Here is a 16,881-nt window from a genome sequence, read left to right as displayed (position 1 = left end):
GCTGCTTACGATCAGACGCCCTTGAACCACTCCGCCGGCTTCGGTGCCGTGTTGTGCCAAATGTGTTTGATTTCCTGATATTCGGCCAGGCCGGTCGGGCCGAGTTCGCGTCCGTTGCCGGACTGCTTGAACCCGCCCCATTCCGCACCGGCGGTGTAATAGCCGAAGTCGTTGAGCCACACCGTGCCGTGGCGCAGCGCGCGCACCACCCGCTCGCCGCGCGCCGGATCCGCGGTGCGCACGCCCGCGGCGAGGCCGTATTCGGTGTCGTTGCCGAGCCGGATCGCCTCGGCCTCGGTGCTGAATCGCTCGACCGTGAGGATCGGGCCGAAGGTCTCCTCCCGCACGATGCGCATCGAGCGATCGCACCGGTCGAAGATCGTCGGCAGGTAGTAGCTGCCGTCCTGCAAGGCGGGGTCGGTCGGCCGCGCACCGCCGGTCACCAGCTTCGCACCCTCCGAGATGCCCAGCGCGACATAGGCTTCCACCTTGGCGCGGTGTTCGACGGAGACCAGCGGACCGGTTTCGCTGGCCGGGTCGAGGCCAGGGCCGACCCGGATCCGCTCGGCCCGGCTCGCCAGTTCCGCGACGAAGTCCTCGGCGATGGACTCCTCGACGATCAACCGGGTGCCCGCCGAACAGACCTGCCCGGAGTGCAGGAACACGCCGGTCAGGACGTGGTCGACGGCGCTTTCCCAGTCGGCGTCGGCGAACACGATGTGCGGGTTCTTGCCGCCGAGTTCCACCGCCACCTTGGTGACGTGTTCGGCGGCCACGTTGCTGATCGTCCGGCCGGTCGCCAGGCCGCCGGTGAACGAGATGAAGTCGACGTCGGGGTTGTCGGTCAGCGCCGCGCCGAGCACCGCGCCGCTGCCCTGGACCAGGTTCAGTGCACCGGCGGGTACCCCCGCCTCCTCGGCGAGCCGCGCGAATTCGATGGTGGTGAGCGGGGTGACCTCGCTCGGCTTGAGCACCATCGTGCAGCCCGCGGCCAGCGCGGGCGCGACCTTCCACGACATCTGGAGCAGCGGATAGTTCCACGGCGCGATGAGCACGCAGACACCGATCGGCTCGCGGATCACCCGGCTGATCACCGCCGGGTCGCCCACATCGATCAGCCGGTCGGCCTGCACGGCGACGGCGTTCGCGTAGTAGCGGAACACAGAGATGACGTCATCGATGTCGATCTCGCTCTCCACCAACGTCTTTCCGGTGTCCGCCGTCTCCAACCGGGCCAGCCGGTCCTTGTCGCGGGACAGCAGGTCGGCGATCCGCAGCAGCAGCGCGGACCGCTCGGCGACCGGGGTCGCGGCCCACCCTCCCTCGTCGAAGGTGGTGCGGGCGACCGCCACGGCGTCACGCGCGTCGGCCGGGGTCGCCTCGTCCACGGTCGCCACCACGGTGCCGGTCGCCGGGTCGATGATCTGCCGCACGCCGCCGTCCGACGCGTGCGTCCATCGACCGCCGATGAGTAGATCCGGATCACCATTCATCACACGTCACCTCACGTCACCGATCCGACAGGACAACCACTCGTGGAACTCCGCGATGTGATGCTCGGCGGGCACCAGCACCCCGCCCTTACGGTAGGCGCGCGACGACATTGCGGGTTGCGTTCGCTCACATGCCGCGAAATCCTGTTCGTTCACCCGATGGAACAATTCGACGGAGCGGGACACATCGCGTCCCGCGGCAACCACATCCTTGGTATACAACCAATCACACTCGACGATAGTTCGGTCCGCCGACATGGGGAACATTCGGTGGAAAATGATGTGATCCGGGACCAGATTGACGAAAACGGTCGGCCGGACGGTGATCGCGAAGTAGCGGCGGTCCTGTTCCGGGGTAACTCCGGGCAACCGGTCGAAACCCGGCGAGCCGTCGACGGTGAATCCGGCGATATCGGCGCCGAATTCCGCGCCGTGGCCGACGAACACCTGGGCGGCGAGTCCCTCCGCGAATTCGGGCAGCACCTCGGTGAGTTCGGGGTGGATGGTCGCGCAGTGGTAGCACTCCATGAAGTTCTCCACGATGAGCTTCCAGTTGGCCGCGACGTCGTAGACCACCCGGCGGCCCACCGCCAGGGTGTCGATCTCGTAGGCGTCGATGGCGGCCGGGTCGCCGAGGCGCTCGGTGACCGCGCCCATCACGTCGTGCTCGAACGAGGGCGGCTCGTCGGCCAGGCAGACCCAGGCGTAGCCGAGCCACTCACGGAGAGCGACCGGAATCAGGCCGTAGGCGACGCGGTCGATGTCGGCGCCGGTGGCATCCCTCAGTGCGGCCATGTTCGGCGCGGCGACCAGCTTGCCATCCAGGCCGTAGGTCCAGGCGTGGTACGGACATTGCAGATTGCGGCGAACCTGGCCCTGGTCCTCGGTGCACAGCATCGCGCCGCGGTGGCGGCAGATGTTCAGGAACGCGCGCAGCGCGCCGTCGCGGCCGCGCACGATCAGCACGCTTTCGCGCCCTACCTGGACTCGCCTGAACTGGCCGGGGTCGGCGAGGTCGCCGGTTCGGATGGCGCAGAACCACATTCGTTCGAAGAGCTGTTCCTGCTCGGCCGCGAAGATGGCGTCATCGACGTACCACTTGCCGCCGAGCGTGGGAATCAGGGCCGGTGTGGTCACCGGCGACAGGTCGGCCGGCCCGCCCGCGCGGTCGCCGCCCTGCGTCGGATCGCTATGCGATGCTGTTTTCACTGGTCACCAGCCTCTGCGGGTCGAATAGGGCGATCGGGTGCCTGGTGGTCGCGTCGATGACGAGATCGGCCAGGATCTCGCCCACCACCGGGACGAATTTGAAGCCGTGGCCGGAGAAGCCGCAGGCGATGGTGATCCGGTCGCCGCCGGGGTGGCGGGCGATGACGAAGTGCTCGTCGGGGGTGGTGGAGTACATGCAGGTGGCGGTGTGGACACACGGACCGGCCACGGCGGGGATCAGGGCGGCGGCCCGGTCGCGCATCGTGTCGATCTCGTCCGGGTGGACCACGCGGTCGATGGTTTCCGGAGTGCAGACGGTCCCTTTGCGGAAGAACGCGGTCTTCACCCCGCCCGCCGGTCCGTCGATGGCGGGGAAGCCGTAGATCTGCATGCCGGAGTCGTCCTCCGCGATGTAGATCGGCTGGTCCGCGAAGGCCGCGGCACCGCCGATCGGATCGAACCAGTAGAGGACGTGGCGTTCGATGGTGATCGGAATGCCGAACTCGGCCAGCAGCTTCGGCGCCCAGGCGCCGGGGCAGATCAGGAGCTGGTCCGCGTGATAGGTGGCCCTGGCCGTGGTCACCGTGACGCCGGAATCGGTTTCGGCCCAGCTGATCACCTCTTCGCCGAACGACAGCGTGGCGCCGGCGCGCAGGGCCAGATCGATGTGGGCCTGCACCGTCAGTTCGGGGCGGGCGAATCCGCCGTTGGACTCATAGATCCCGATGTCGTCCGGCGCGGGAGTGAAGTTCGGGAAGCGCCGCTTGATCTGCGCGGCGTCGAGCAGTTCGTGCGGCAGTGACCATTCGCGGCTCGCCCGCAGGCTGCCCGCGACCGTCAGGCTGTCCGGCGGGCCGAGGTAGAGGCCGCCGGTGAGCCGGATGACCTCGCGGTCGGAGTCCGCCGCCAGCTTCGCCCAGAGTTCGTACGCACGCAGCAGCAGCGGAACGTAGGCCGGGTCTTCGAAATAGGACTGCCGGACGATGCGCGAACCACCGTGGCTCGAACCCCGATTGTGTGCGGGCGTAAATTTTTCCAGCCCGAGCACCCGCTGCCCGCGCGCCGCGAGGTGATAGGCGGCGGCGCTGCCCATGCCGCCGACGCCGATCACGATGACGTCGTAGCCCGTTGTCGCCGTAGCCATCTCGCTACCTCCTGATCCTGGACATCTCGGGATCGACCACCGGCTCCGCGTGCACCCTCGCGCGGTGGCGCGTGCCGAGGTATTCGACCTCGACCACGTCGCCGACGACGACCGAGGCGGGCAGCCACGCGTAGGCGATGCTGCGACCGATGGTGGCCGAATAGCCCGCGCTGGTCACGTATCCGCCCAGCAGGCCGTCGACGTAGACCGGTTCCTTGCCGAGGACTACCGCCGCCGGACTCTCGAAGACGATGCTGCGCAGCAGCTTCGCCGGTGGGCCGGCCTGCTCCAGCGCGCGCTTGCCGATGAAGTCGGGCTTGGTCATCCGGACCGCGAAGTCGAGTCCGGCCGCGGCGGGCCGGTGTTCGGCGGTCATATCGGTTCCCCAACTGCGGTAGCCCTTTTCGATGCGCAGGCTGTTGAACGCGATCCGGCCGGCCGCGATGACCTCGTGCGCCCGACCCGCCTCCCACAGCAGATCCCATAGCGCGTTGCCGTATTCGGCGGTCGCGTAGATCTCCCAGCCGAGCTCGCCGACGTAGGAGACGCGCATCAGGGTGACCGGAATAGCACCGAGATAGGTCTGCAGTGCGCGGAAGTACTTGAACGACTGGTGCGACAGGTCGCCGGAACACAACGGCTGCACCAGATCCCGCGCGTTGGGCCCCCAGACGCCGATACAGCAGGTGCCCCCGGTGATGTCGCGCAGCGTCACCGAGCCGTCGGCCGGCAGGTGCCGGGTGAACCAGTCGAAATCCATCGGGCCGTTCACGCCGACCTGGAAGCGTTGCGGTTCGAGCCGGGCGACGGTGACATCGCTGCGGATACCGCCGGTTTCGTCGAGCACCAGCGCGTAGGTGACCGAGCCGACGGACTTGTCCAGATTGTTCGTGGTGAGTCGTTGCAGGAGTTCGAGTGCACCGGGTCCGGCGACCTCGTAGCGGGTCAACGGGGTCATGTCGTACATCGCGACCCGTTCGCGGGTCCAGCGCGCCTCGGCGATGGAGATGGGCGACCAGAAGTTGCCCGACCATTCGTCGCGCTCCGGGAACGGAACTCCGTCGTCGCGAAGTCGTTGTGCCAGTTCCGCGTTGGCTTCATACCACGCGGGTCGCTCCCAGCCGCCACCCTCGAAGAAGAACGCGCCCATTTCCTGCTGCCGGGCATAGAAGGGACTGGTACGCAGACCGCGCAAGGCCGTTCGGTACTGGTGCGGATGGATGATGTCGTAGACCTCGACAAAGGCCTGCGAACTCGTCTGCATGATGAATTCCCCGCTGCGCGCGACGTCTTCGAATCGATACAGATCGCACTCGTGCACGTCGGTGCCCGGCGCGCCATCGATGATCCATTCGGCGGTCGCTTTGGCCACACCGGCCGAATGGGTGACCCACACGGCCTCCGCGACCCAGAATCCGGCGAGGTCGCGATGCTCCCCGATGATCGAGAAACCGTCGGGGGTGAACGAGAAGATCCCGTTGAACCCCTCCTCCGGCTTCGAATCCCCTAGCGCCGGGAGCAGTTCCATGGATTCGCGCCAGGCGGGAACGAAGTCGGCCTCGGTGAACGGCAGCATCGAGGGCATCGCTTCGCCGGCGGTGGCCGCGGACAGGGTGGACATGTCCACCGGCATCGGCTGGTGGCCGTAGTAGCCGATGCCGAGGCGGTCACCGTGTACCCGGTAGTAAAGGTCCTGATCCTGGTGTCGCAGGATCGGCAGGCGGGCGGTATCGCGGGGACTGGCGGTTAGCGGGGCCAGCGACCCCGACTTGGCGTACTGGTGTGCCATCGGGACCAGCGGCAGGACCAGACCGGTCCGCTTCGCCAGTTCCGCGCCCCAGAAACCGGCCGCGCAGACGACGATGTCCGCTGCGATGGCGCCGTCCGCCGTCTGCACACCGGTCACCCGGCCGCCGCTTTCGGTGATCGCGAGGACTTCCTGGTGGGGCAGGAAGCGTGCGCCGCGACCGGCGGCGGCCTGCGCCTGCGCCTGCACCGCCCGCACCGCATTCGCCAAACCGTCTGCCGGAGTGTGGAATCCGCCGATAAAATGGTCGGCATCGAGCAGCGGGTACAGGGCCGCACATTCGGACGCATCCAGCAGGCGCCCCTCGATTCCCCACGACTGTGCCCAGCCGAACTTGCGGTGCAGATCCCGCCAGCGCTGCGGCGTGGTCGCCACCTCGAGCCCGCCGACCGCGTCGAACGCGGGGCCGTCGGGGTGGCTCAGCGCGCCGAACTTCTCGGTGGTGTAGCGCGCGAATTCGGTCATGGTCTTGGACGGGTTCGTCTGGAACACCAAACCTGGTGCGTGCGAAGTGGATCCGCCGGTGGTGAACAGCGGCCCGCGATCGAGCACGGTGATGTCGGCCCAGCCCCGTGCGGTCATTTCGTCGGCCAGCGATGCCCCGACGATCCCGGCTCCGATGATAACGACTTTCGGGTGAGCCAAAGGGTGCCTCCGTTGTTGCTAGTAGCGCAACGAATTCGTATTACGCAACAAATAGTCCGCCTGTCGTGGCACGCTGTCAACCGTTGGAAACCCAGTGTTTACCGGGGAATTCAGGGGGTTGACGGCAACCTCGCGCTACCGCACACTGTTGCGTATCGCGATATATGTTGCGCTCTAAGCAACTCATGGAGGGTCTATGGAATCCCTTGCGAAGCACACGGCGAGCCCCGGCACGGAATTGTTCGTCGCCCGCCTCGCGGACCTGCCGGTCGGCGAGGTCGCCACCGCGCGCACCGAGGGCGGGACGCCGATCTCGGTGTTCCACACCGACGAGGGCCTGTTCGCGATCGACGACACGTGCACCCACCAGGATGCGTCACTGGCCGACGGCTGGGTGGAGAACTGCACGGTCGAATGTCCGTTGCACGAGTCATGTTTCGACCTGCGCACCGGCCGGGTCTCCGGGCCGCCGGCCAAGGTCGCGGTGCGCACATACCCGGTGCGGGTGCTCGACGGCGACATCGTGGTTACGGCGGAACCGTCATGAGTGTGGTCGTCGCCGGCGCGTCGCTCGCCGGATTCTCGCTGGTGCGTGACCTCCGCGAACGCGGCTACGGCGGCGAGATCACGGTGGTCGGCGATGAGATTCACCCGCCGTACGACCGGCCGCCGCTGTCGAAGGAATTCCTGCACGGCGAGGTCGATCTCGCCCTGGGCGACGACCTCGGCGCGCACTGGATGCTCGGGCGGCGCGCTGTCGGAATCTCCTCTACCGCAATAGGTCCCGGCGTTACGCTGGACGACGGCACGGTGGTCGCTGGGCGGTCGCTGGTGCTGGCCACCGGCGCGCGGGCCCGCACGCTGCCCGGCGCTCGCGGGCTCGGCGGCGTTCATACTTTGCGCACGATCGACGATGCGCGGGCAATCCGGACCGCGTTGCGTACCGCACGCAGAATGGTCATTATCGGCGCCGGTCTCATCGGCGCCGAAATAGCTTCGACCGCAGCCACTCTCGGCGTGCAAGTCACCATCGTCGAACTGGCAGCCGATCCCCTGTCCGGGGTTTTCGGCCCGCGGCTCGGGGCGCTGTGCGCGGATCTGCACGCGGCCAACGGCGTTCAGCTACGCACCGGCGTCGCAGTGACCGAATTCCTCGGCGGCGAACGCGTCAGCGCGGTCCGCCTCACCGACGGCGGCCTGCTCCCCGCCGACGCCGTGGTCATCGGCATCGGCGCGACCCCCAACACCGAGTGGGCTCAGGACTCCGGCCTGCGCATCGACAACGGGTTCGTCACCGATTCCCGCTGCCGCACAGCGATTCCCGGCATCTACGCGATCGGCGACTGCGCCCGCGCCTTTCAGGACGCCTTGGGCACGCACCACCGCAGTGAGCACTGGTCGAACGCCACCGCTCAAGCGCGCGTCGCCGCGGCGGCCATTGTCGGCGAACCAGCCGCGAACGTCCCGAACACCTACTTCTGGTCCCGCCAGTACGGCCGCATGATCCAGTTCGCCGGCCACCGCCTGCCCGGCGACGCGGTGCGCTTCGTCGACGGGGACCCGACCACCCCGTCGTGCACCGCACTCTACGAACGCGCCGGCGAGCCGGTCGCCGTGTTCGCCATCGACAACGCCCGCCTGTTCACCCGCTACCGCAAGCAGATCGAGCGGCGGCCGGCGGCCATCGCAACCCTGTAGGAGGATTCGTGTCCGAAACCGTGCGCGGAGTCATCGCCCGTCGCCAAGGAACGCCGGTCGAGATCGTCGACGTGGTCATCCCCGACCCCGGACCACACGACGTCGTCGTGCGCGTGCAGGCGTGCGGGGTGTGCCACACCGACCTGCACTACCGCGAGGGCGGCATCAACGACGAGTTCCCGTTCCTGCTCGGCCACGAGGCGGCCGGAGTCGTGGAGACCGTCGGACCGGCCGTAACCCACGTGACCGTGGGCGATTTCGTCGTGCTGAACTGGCGCGCGGTGTGCGGAGAATGCCGGGCCTGCCGACGCGGCCGTCCCTGGTACTGCTTCGACACCAGCAACGCCAGCCGGAAGATGACCCTCACCGACGGCACCGAGCTGACCCCCGCCCTGGGCATCGGCGCCTTCGCGGACAAGACCCTGGTCCACGAAAGGCAGTGCACGAACGTCGATCCCGAGGCCGACCCCGCCATCGCCGGTCTGCTCGGCTGCGGCGTCATGGCGGGCATCGGGGCGGCGATGAACACCGGTAACGTGTCGCGCGGCGACAGCGTCGCCGTCATCGGCTGCGGCGGGGTCGGCGACGCCGCGATCGCCGGAGCGCTCCTGGCCGGCGCCAAGACGATCATCGCCATCGACCGTGACGCGCGAAAGCTGGCCTGGGCCAGTGAATTCGGCGCTACCCATGTGATCGACGCGCGCACCGCGGACGTGGTCGAGCGGATCCAGGAACTCACCGACGGCTTCGGCGCCGATGTCGTCATCGATGCTGTCGGCCGCCCTGAGACCTGGAAGCAAGCCTTCTACGGCCGCGATCTGGCCGGCACCGTCGTGCTGGTCGGCGTACCCACGCCGGAGATGACCCTGGACCTGCCGCTGATCGACCTGTTCTCCCGCGGCGGCGCACTCAAATCGTCCTGGTACGGCGATTGCCTCCCCGAGCGCGACTTCCCGATGCTGATCGACCTCTACCGGCAGGGCCGCCTCCCGTTGGACCGCTTTGTCACCGAACGGATCTCACTCGACGAGGTCGAGAAGGCGTTCACCGCCATGCATCACGGCGACGTACTGCGCTCGGTCGTGGTCTGGTAACCGACGGGCTCGTCGGCCGCGTCCTTCGACGCGGCCTTCGGCACCGATCGGCGAGTCGAGGCCGGGTCATCGAGCCTGTCCACGGCGGGACAGCAGTGACTGACCCACGACGAGCACGCCGAGGATGAGCACGGTGATGCCGACCATGCGCAGGGCGAGGTCCGCGCCCGAGACGAACGCCGCGACAACGTCGTTGGCGCGATCGGGTGCGGCGGCGACGGCTTGGGCGACGGTGTGCGGGTCGTGCGCGGTGCCGATGTCCCCGGGCAGGGCGGTGATGAACCGGGCGGTGAGGATCGTGCTGATGACGGCGACCCCCAGGGCACTGCCGAATTCGCGGGTGGTGGCTTGCAGCCCGGCGCCGACCCCGGCCTGCGCGTGCGGCAGCGAGCCGGAAATCGCGGCGGAGAGCGTCGGGAGGGCCAGGGTCACACCGATTCCGGTGACGATGAGCCAGGCGGCGTACTCGACATAGGGTGTCTGCGCGTCGCCGGTGGACAGGCCGAGCAGGCCGCCGCCGACGAACGCGAAGGCCAGGGCGACGGTGGCGTCGATCCCCACGCGCTGGGACAGGCGGCCGACGTGGCGGGCGCCGAGGATGATCGGGATGGTCAGCGGGATGATGCCGAGGCCGGTGCGCAGGACGCCGAATCCCTTGCCGTACTGGAGGAACGACGCGTTGACATAGAACAGCGCGAACATGCCGAAGAAGATCGCCGTCATGCCGAGGCAGGCGCTGCGCAGGCCGGAGACCTTGAACAGGCGCGGATCGAGCAGCGGATGTTCGACTTTCAGCTCGACCACCGTCCAGACCGCGAACAACACCGCGGCACAGACGAACCCGCCGACGACGACCGGACTCCCCCACCCCGACTCCGGCCCCTGGACGATGCCGAGCAGCAACGCCACCGACGCCGCGACGAACAACACCGCGCCGGGCAGGTCGAGGGCACGATCATGCCGCGGCGACACCGGCGCGATCCGCCCGGCCAGCACCGCGAGCACCAGGGAAATCGGCACGGCGGCGATGAACAACCATCGCCACGACCCGCCCGAAAGAATCGCCCCGCCACCGACATTGCCGACGACTCCGCCGATGCCCGTCATCGAGGCCCAGGTCGCGATCGTCGCGCCCTTGCGTTCGGCCGGCACCGCGTGCAGCAGCACCGCCAGTGTATTCGGTAGCACGGCGGCCGCGCCGACCCCGGTGATCGCGCGACCGACCAGCAGCACGGCGACATTCGGCGCGACCGCCGACAGCAGCGCGCCGGCCGCGAACAACCCGAGACCGGCCAGCAGAACGCCTTTGCGCCCGAAGCGATCTCCCGCTGCGCCGCCGGGAATCACCAGGCAGGCGAAGAAGATGACATAGGTGTCGACGATCCACACGAGCGTCGAGGCGGACGGGTGCAGTGCACTCGCGGCGAGCATCGGGACGGCCAGGTTGATCGCGGCGACCATCCCGACGACGACCACGACACAGGCACACATGACGGCGAGCAGGCCGCGTTGACCGACCGGTCGGGGAGGGCGCTGCGGCGAGGTCAGCGGGCGATCACGAGTAGAGACATTGAATGGCATGGTGGCGACGTTATGAAATCCAGTGGATTCCACGCCACGCAACTTTGGCAACACTGATTTGCGTACGATGCAATAGTGCCCGAACAGCTCGACCTGAACCTGCTGCGCGTGTTCGACGCGCTACTCCACGACGGCAGCGTCACCGCCGCAGCCGAACGCCTGCACCTGTCCATCCCCGCGACCAGCCGGGCGCTGGGCCGATTGCGGCGCGCGATGCACGATCCGATCCTGGTGCGAGCCGGCCGCGGCATGGCGCCGACCCCCTTCGCGCTGCGCACCGCCCCGCGCGTGCGCTCGCTGCTCGACGAAGCCTCGGCCCTGATCAGCGCCGACCGCGAGGTCAGCGCCGCCGAACTGAAGCGCACCTTCACGATTCGGATCAACGACGGTGTGGCCGTGACGCTGGCCTCGGCGGCCGCCGAGGCCACGGCCGCGATCGCGCCCGGCGTGACGCTGCGGTTCGTCGCGGAGGGCAGCGAGAGCGTCGAGGCCCTGCGCGACGGTTCGGTCGATCTCGATATCGGCGCCACCGACGTCACCGCGCCCGACATCCGCGACGCACTGCTCTACCGCGAACACATCGTCGGCATCGTCCGCGCCGACAGCCCGCTGGGCAGACATCGCCGTCCGACGTTGTCCCAGTTGTGCGAGTACCCCCACGTCTCGGCCTCCCGCCGCGGCCGCGCGCGTGGCCCCCTCGACGACGTGCTCGACGCCGCGGGCCTGCAACGCCGGGTCGCCGCGGTGGTGCCCACCGCCGCCGTCGCGGCGCTGCTCGTCTCGACCAGCCACTACGTGGGACTGGCCCCGCGGCGCCTGGCCGAGCAGCACGGAGCGGCGCTCGGCCTCCGCTGGTTTCCCATCGCCGGCCTGCCCGACATCGAGGTCCGGCTGCTCTGGCACGCCCGGCTCGACGCCGACCCGGCCCAGCGCTGGCTACGCGAGACGATCCGCGACGCACTCGGCCCCACCCGCACCAGTCCTGACCTCCCGCACCCGGACTCGCCGCGCTGACACGCGTGCGTGTGTCACAAGTGGTGCGGCTGCGGACCTGCTACGCGTCGGCGTGCTCGAGTTGCGACAGGTTGCCGAATACCGCCACCGCGACCGCGCCACCGATGGCCAGCACGAAGCCCAATCCGGCCAGCCACGCGAGGCCGGGCCGCGAGGTGTCGCCGAGCACCAGCACGCCGACGATTCCCGGAATGACCGTCTCGCCGACCACCAAGGCCGCGGTGGCCCCGTTCACCGAACCCAGTTGCAGCGCAACGGTATGCAGGTAGAACCCGCCGATCCCGGCGATCGCGATCGTCCACGCGGCCGGATCGGCGAGCAGGGTGGCCACGTTCAGCGGAGCGATCCCCTGCACGATCCGCACCGCGATCGCCAGCACCCCGAACAGGATTCCCGCGGCCAGTCCCGCGGCCACCGCACCCCGCGAACCCAGCCGGCGCACGACCAGCTGGCTGCCGCCGAACAACACCACCGACGCGATCAGCACGCCCCAGTGCATCACCGGATTGTCGCTACCGCCGCCCTCGTGCCCCGCGGCGGCGCCGAGCGCGGCCAGCGCGAGAATCACCGTGCAGATCGCCACCCAGTCGCGTGCGTGCAAGCGAATGCCCAGCACGAAGATCCCCAGCACCGCGGTGATGATCAGATTCGCGCTCATGATCGTCTGGGAGAGAAACAGCGGAATCAACCGCGCCGACACCGCGTTCCCGGCGAACCCCACCACGTCGAGCACGCTGCCGACGATGAACCACACGGTCAGCACCGCCGCCACCGTGGACGCGACGGTAGGCGCCCCGGTCTCGGTCAGCTGCCCCTCGGCACCCCGCGCCTGCGCCGCCGCGGCCGACCGGCGCGCCGCGTACGCCTGCAGAACCGATGCCACCCCGTACCCGGCACACGCGAGAAACGCGGCGACCAGACCGATCAGCACGCGACTTCCCCCATCGACACCCGGCTCACCATTTTAGTCACGACCGAAGATAACGCCCGCCGCCTCTAGAACCTTCGACCGGCATCGGTCCGAAGTTACGCAGATCACCCGGTCTGTCCATCCCGATCACAAGCCGCCGACCTCCGACCCGGCGTCACGCTCCGAGCTGCCGCGCGAAATCCCACCGAGCCCCGCGCCTTTCGACTTCCCACGGGCCCGTCGACTTCCCCCACGATGCTTCGCCGCGCGCGTAGGCCGAAGAAGCCGCGACCAGACAATAAGTGGACACATTGCCCGGTTAGCCGTAATCTCCTACGGAAACAAGTGGACATCATGTCCGCTTGATCCCGGATCGCGAGATGCCCATGACTGCTGATACCACTCCCCTTGCCCGCGAACACTTTCCGGCCGCCCGCCGATGGGCGTATCTCAATCACGCCGGGATCTGCCCGATGCCGCAGCCGTCGGTGGACGCGATGCACCGGCGCGCGACCGAGGTTTCGCTGGACGGCGAGTTCACCTACGCGGCGCACAGCGCCGAAATCGAGCGGGTGCGAGCGTCGGCTGCCCGGCTGATGGGCGTGCCCGCGCGCGACGTGGCGTTCGTCAAGAACACCACGACCGGCCTCGGCATGATCGCCAACGGCCTGGACTGGTCCTCCGGCGACCGGGTGGTCGTGCCGGATCTGGAATTCCCGTCGACCCTCTACCCGTGGCTGGCGCTGGCCGATCGAGGCGTCATCGTCGACCGCGTGCCACCCGAGGCCCCGAGCGGAAGACTCACCACCGAGGCGTTCATCGATCGAATCCAGGCCGGACCGCCGCCGAAGCTGGTCGTCACCAGCTGGGTGCAGTTCGGCCGCGGCTGGCGCGTCGACCTGGCGGCGCTGAGCCGCGCGTGCCGCGCGGCCGGAACCCTGTTGTGCGCGGACGTGATTCAAGGACTCGGCGCGATTCCGGCCGAATTGGCCGACTGGGGCGTCGATTTCGCCATGGCCGACGGCCACAAGTGGCTGCTCGGCCCGGAGGGCAGCGGCATCCTGTACGTGCGCGGCTCCCGGCTGGAGTTGTTGCGCCCGCTGGAGCCCGGCTGGAACTCGGTCGCGCATCGCGAGGAATGGGACAACCTCGACCTGGTATTCGACGACACCGCACGGCGTTTGGAGGGCGGGATGCCGAACGTCACCGGCATCGCCGCGCTCGGCGCGTCCCTCGATCTGCTACTCGACGCAGGGGTGCCGGCGATCTGGTCGCACGTCGATCGGCTCTGCGATCAAATCTGTTCGGGCCTCGCATCCATCGGCGCGACCGTGCTGTCGGACCGTTCCGCCGAGGGCCGTTCCGGGATCGTCGCGGTACACCTTGACGGCCCACCGATCCCGTTGCTCGCCAGGCAGTTACAGGCCGAGGGCATCGCGGTGTCCGCCCGCGCCGGTGGGTTACGCATCTCGCCGCACGGCTACAACAACGATGCGGACATCGATCGGCTGGTTGCCGCGACGGCCAGGCTGATCCGCGGCTGAAACCGCCGAGCCGGTGGCGCCGGGTGCCGCATACTCATGACTATCACCCCGTAGGAGCCCCCATGGATCTCGCGGCACCCCTCTGCGTCGTCGGCGCGGGCCAGAGCGGCATCCTGACCGCTGCGAAACTGCGCGATCTGGGATTCGAGAACATCGACGTGCTCGAGGCAGGCCCGCGACTCGGCGGTTACTGCCAGACCGTCGAGGTCGACGGTGACGTCTTCGATTTCCAGTCACACCTGGTCATTCAGCAGTCCTTCGGCGCGGATACGGCGGGCACCGCGATCGGCGAACTGCTGCGCGACCATTCGGTACCGACGAAGACCGAGACGCTCTACTTCGTCGGCCGGTCCGAATCCGGCACCCCGCAGCCGGCAGTGCCGCCGCATTTCCTGCCGCTGTTCCAGAGCTTGACCCCGGAGCAGGCGATCGATCAGCTGGTCGAGGCCTGGAACATCATCGAACAAGCGGTCCGGGACCGGCACGCGCCCGGACCGAGCGGATTGGCGTTCGATCGGATCCCCGGCGAGACCTGGGAGACCTACCGGGCCCGGCACGCACCGCTGGTCGGCGAGGTGCTGCAAGGGCTGGCGATCTACGCCAATATGCGCAGGCCACGGCAGCCCGCGGAGACCATCGTCAATATCAACGCGCATATCTGCGGGCACGTCTCGCAGCTGGCCAAGCTCGTACTCTCGCTCTATTCGCCCCACAAGCAGGCGCTGCTCGCCCGGATGCCGCAGTCGCTGGTCGCGCAGCTGAGTTCGCGCCGACCGGTCAGCGTGAGCTTCGACGGGGGTTTCGTCAGCTTTCTGCGCCGAATCGCCGAAGACCACCGGCTGACCGTCCAGGTGGACAGCCGGGTGACCCGCATCGAACCCGTTCCGCGGCAAGGGGTTCGGGTCACCTACTCGGTACACGGCGAGCAGCGCAGCGCGCTGTATTCGCGGGTGGTGGTGACCGCACGCCCCGCGCAGGTTCGAGAGATGTTCCCCGCGGGCGACATTCACGATGTGTTCGCCGAACGAAACTGCCCGCGCGCCTGGACGCGCAGCTACCTCATCCGAGTCCGCGAGGAGCGCGTCGCCTTCCCTCGCCGCACCGATTCCGCTGAGCCGCTCGGCTTCTGGGTGATCGACCCGTACGGCAGCTATACCGACACCGATCCCGAGCAGGCCATGCACCGCATCACCGCCGCCAACAAACAGAACCCCGGACCGTACTGGGTCTGCTTCAGCAACTCCGACACCTCCATCTCCGACGCGCAGGCCTGGTCGCTCGCCAAGGAAAGCCTGTTCCTCTTCGACGACCCCGAACTGGTCGCCGAGACCATCGCCGAATGGCCCGCCTACCCGAGCGCGGCCGCGGTCCGCGAGGGCTGGTACGAGCGGGTGGCCGATATACAGGGACACAACGGCATCTACTTCGTCGGCGAGATTCTGTCCGGACCGACCGCCGAGTGCATCAGCTCGTTCGTCCACGACATGATCCCGCAGTGGTTCGAGGCCGGGCCACAGCCTAAGAGCTAACTTTCAGTTACTGTTGGTTACAGTTAGGTATCCGGATGGCCGGCCTGAGGCGGTGGATCGGTGACCAGCAGTCGAGCGATGGTGCGTGCCTGGTGGCGATACCGGGTCGACTATCGCTGGCTGATCGAGACGCTCGAATCCCGCTCCGCGCTCGGCGCGTTGAAGTTCATGGTCGGCGCGGGCGGCATCGTCCTCGGATTCATCACGATGATGGCCTTGATCTCGCAGGCCGGGCAGCCCGGACCGGCCGGGCACGCGCAGGCGGTGATCGTAATGGCGATGGCCGGGGTGTGGACCGTGCGCTGGTGGGCGTTGCCGTGGCCGAGCGAGCGCGAATCGCTGCTGTGGGTGGCCGCCGTCGACCTCGCCATCACCGCCAACAACGTGATGATCCAGGACCGGCTGCTGGGCGCGATGGGCTGCGTGCTGCTGGTGACGACCGGCGGCTACATCACGATCTTCCACGGGCCGCCGGTGCTGGCGCTGCACGTCGGCTGGTCCGTGCTGTCGATCTTCGGATTGTCGGCGATGATGGTGCTCGGCGTGCCGGCCGGCACCGGGCACGGCAAGGGTGACCTCGCGCTCGGCATCGTGGTCGTGCTGGTGGTGATCGCGGTGACCGGCGTGGTGCTGCCCGTCGTGCAGTTCTGCAGCTGGCTGCTCCGGGTGGACGCGCTCTCGGATCCGCTGACCAAGCTGCTCAACCGGCGTGGCCTCGACTCGCACCTGCCGCGGTACTTCGGTCCGCGCTGCCGCGATCGCGTCTACGTCGTCACCCTGGACCTGGACCGGTTCAAATCCGTCAACGACACCTTCGGCCACTCGTTCGGCGACCAGGTGCTGATCCAGACCGCCGACCGATTGCGGGCGGCGGCGCCACCCGATGCCATCGTCGTGCGCACCGGCGGCGAGGAGTTCATGGTCATCGGCCGGCTGCACGAGGCGGATATCGCCGCCGTCGCCGAACGACTGCGGCACGCGATCGAAACGATGCCCGGCCTGCCGAGCACTATCACCGCCAGCGTCGGGGCGGCGGAATTCGCACCCGGCCCGCAGTGCGACTCGCACCCGGCGAGCACGCCGCGCCTGTTGTTCCGCAGCTCGGATTCGGCCATGTACCGCGCAAAGCAATTGGGCGGCAACAACGTTGTGATCGCCGACCCCGAGGACGCGATCCCGCCGGTGCGCGATCTTCGCCACCTATCGTGAAGGT

The 16,881-nt window shown here is 68.4% G+C and carries 13 protein-coding genes; 7 read left to right on the top strand and 6 right to left on the bottom strand.

Going from position 1 to position 16,881, the window contains the following annotated elements; all coding sequences use genetic code 11:
• Window positions 1–11 precede the first annotated feature (11 nt).
• From ACFYO1_RS14580 to ACFYO1_RS14565, 4 genes are read right to left on the bottom strand one after another with little or no spacing between them, the layout of a single operon-like run.
• Window positions 12–1,493, bottom strand: a complete 1,482-nt coding sequence (locus ACFYO1_RS14580) for an aldehyde dehydrogenase family protein (RefSeq protein WP_387230668.1) — start codon at window positions 1,491–1,493, stop codon at window positions 12–14.
• A gap of 6 nt (window positions 1,494–1,499) precedes the next feature.
• Window positions 1,500–2,639 carry an aromatic ring-hydroxylating dioxygenase subunit alpha gene (locus ACFYO1_RS14575; protein WP_387231873.1) on the bottom strand — a complete coding sequence of 380 codons (1,140 nt, stop codon included), beginning with the start codon at window positions 2,637–2,639 and terminating at the stop codon, window positions 1,500–1,502.
• Window positions 2,640–2,682: 43 nt separating this feature from the next.
• A complete protein-coding gene (gene solA / locus ACFYO1_RS14570) occupies window positions 2,683–3,846 on the bottom strand; it encodes an N-methyl-L-tryptophan oxidase (protein ID WP_387230666.1) in 1,164 nt (387 codons plus the stop codon).
• A 4-nt stretch (window positions 3,847–3,850) separates the two neighbouring features.
• Complete coding sequence (locus ACFYO1_RS14565; protein WP_387230664.1) at window positions 3,851–6,298, bottom strand: FAD-dependent oxidoreductase; 2,448 nt, start codon at window positions 6,296–6,298, stop codon at window positions 3,851–3,853.
• A gap of 196 nt (window positions 6,299–6,494) precedes the next feature.
• Here ACFYO1_RS14565 and ACFYO1_RS14560 point away from each other — a divergent pair, with 196 nt between their 5' ends.
• From ACFYO1_RS14560 to ACFYO1_RS14550, 3 genes are read left to right on the top strand one after another with little or no spacing between them, the layout of a single operon-like run.
• A complete protein-coding gene (locus ACFYO1_RS14560) occupies window positions 6,495–6,845 on the top strand; it encodes a bifunctional 3-phenylpropionate/cinnamic acid dioxygenase ferredoxin subunit (protein WP_387230662.1) in 351 nt (116 codons plus the stop codon).
• Entirely contained in the window at window positions 6,842–7,996 is a 1,155-nt protein-coding gene (locus ACFYO1_RS14555; RefSeq protein ID WP_387230660.1) for an NAD(P)/FAD-dependent oxidoreductase, read from the top strand. Before ACFYO1_RS14560 ends, ACFYO1_RS14555 begins: the two co-directional genes overlap by 4 nt.
• 8 nt (window positions 7,997–8,004) lie before the next feature.
• Window positions 8,005–9,090, top strand: a complete 1,086-nt coding sequence (locus ACFYO1_RS14550; RefSeq protein WP_387230658.1) for an S-(hydroxymethyl)mycothiol dehydrogenase — start codon at window positions 8,005–8,007, stop codon at window positions 9,088–9,090.
• Window positions 9,091–9,156: 66 nt separating this feature from the next.
• On the opposite strand, the gene ACFYO1_RS14545 is transcribed toward ACFYO1_RS14550, so the two are convergent.
• Window positions 9,157–10,671 (bottom strand): MFS transporter, encoded by a 1,515-nt coding sequence (locus tag ACFYO1_RS14545; protein WP_387230656.1) that lies wholly within the window; start codon window positions 10,669–10,671, stop codon window positions 9,157–9,159.
• Between the two features lie 75 nt (window positions 10,672–10,746).
• On the opposite strand from ACFYO1_RS14545, the gene ACFYO1_RS14540 reads away from it, so the two are divergent.
• Entirely contained in the window at window positions 10,747–11,685 is a 939-nt protein-coding gene (locus ACFYO1_RS14540) for a LysR family transcriptional regulator (RefSeq protein ID WP_387230654.1), read from the top strand.
• A gap of 40 nt (window positions 11,686–11,725) precedes the next feature.
• Here ACFYO1_RS14540 and ACFYO1_RS14535 read toward each other — a convergent pair whose 3' ends face one another.
• Window positions 11,726–12,616, bottom strand: a complete 891-nt coding sequence (locus tag ACFYO1_RS14535) for a hypothetical protein (protein WP_387230652.1) — start codon at window positions 12,614–12,616, stop codon at window positions 11,726–11,728.
• A gap of 365 nt (window positions 12,617–12,981) precedes the next feature.
• Here ACFYO1_RS14535 and ACFYO1_RS14530 point away from each other — a divergent pair, with 365 nt between their 5' ends.
• The 3 genes from ACFYO1_RS14530 (at window position 12,982) to ACFYO1_RS14520 (ending at window position 16,877) form a co-directional block, all read left to right on the top strand.
• Entirely contained in the window at window positions 12,982–14,139 is a 1,158-nt protein-coding gene (locus ACFYO1_RS14530) for an aminotransferase class V-fold PLP-dependent enzyme (protein WP_387230650.1), read from the top strand.
• A 62-nt stretch (window positions 14,140–14,201) separates the two neighbouring features.
• Window positions 14,202–15,668, top strand: a complete 1,467-nt coding sequence (locus ACFYO1_RS14525) for an FAD-dependent oxidoreductase (protein ID WP_387230648.1) — start codon at window positions 14,202–14,204, stop codon at window positions 15,666–15,668.
• A 60-nt stretch (window positions 15,669–15,728) separates the two neighbouring features.
• Window positions 15,729–16,877, top strand: coding sequence for a diguanylate cyclase domain-containing protein (locus ACFYO1_RS14520; RefSeq protein ID WP_387230646.1), 1,149 nt, complete (start codon window positions 15,729–15,731; stop codon window positions 16,875–16,877).
• Window positions 16,878–16,881 lie beyond the last annotated feature (4 nt).

This window comes from Nocardia sp. NPDC006044 (assembly GCF_042871115.1).
In the GTDB taxonomy this organism is placed as follows: Bacteria; Actinomycetota; Actinomycetes; order Mycobacteriales; family Mycobacteriaceae; genus Nocardia.
The sequence above is the reverse complement of the archived record's forward strand: the minus strand, read 5'-3'. Positions and strand labels throughout refer to the sequence as shown.

Excerpts from the sequence above, each read along its gene's own strand:
- ACFYO1_RS14580 (WP_387230668.1), bottom strand. The coding sequence starts at position 1,493 with ATGAATGGTGATCCGGATCTACTCATCGGCGGTCGATGGACGCACGCG.
- solA (WP_387230666.1), bottom strand. The coding sequence starts at position 3,846 with ATGGCTACGGCGACAACGGGCTACGACGTCATCGTGATCGGCGTCGGC.
- ACFYO1_RS14560 (WP_387230662.1), top strand. The coding sequence starts at position 6,495 with ATGGAATCCCTTGCGAAGCACACGGCGAGCCCCGGCACGGAATTGTTC.
- ACFYO1_RS14555 (WP_387230660.1), top strand. The coding sequence starts at position 6,842 with ATGAGTGTGGTCGTCGCCGGCGCGTCGCTCGCCGGATTCTCGCTGGTG.
- ACFYO1_RS14545 (WP_387230656.1), bottom strand. The coding sequence starts at position 10,671 with ATGCCATTCAATGTCTCTACTCGTGATCGCCCGCTGACCTCGCCGCAG.
- ACFYO1_RS14530 (WP_387230650.1), top strand. The coding sequence starts at position 12,982 with ATGACTGCTGATACCACTCCCCTTGCCCGCGAACACTTTCCGGCCGCC.
- ACFYO1_RS14525 (WP_387230648.1), top strand. The coding sequence starts at position 14,202 with ATGGATCTCGCGGCACCCCTCTGCGTCGTCGGCGCGGGCCAGAGCGGC.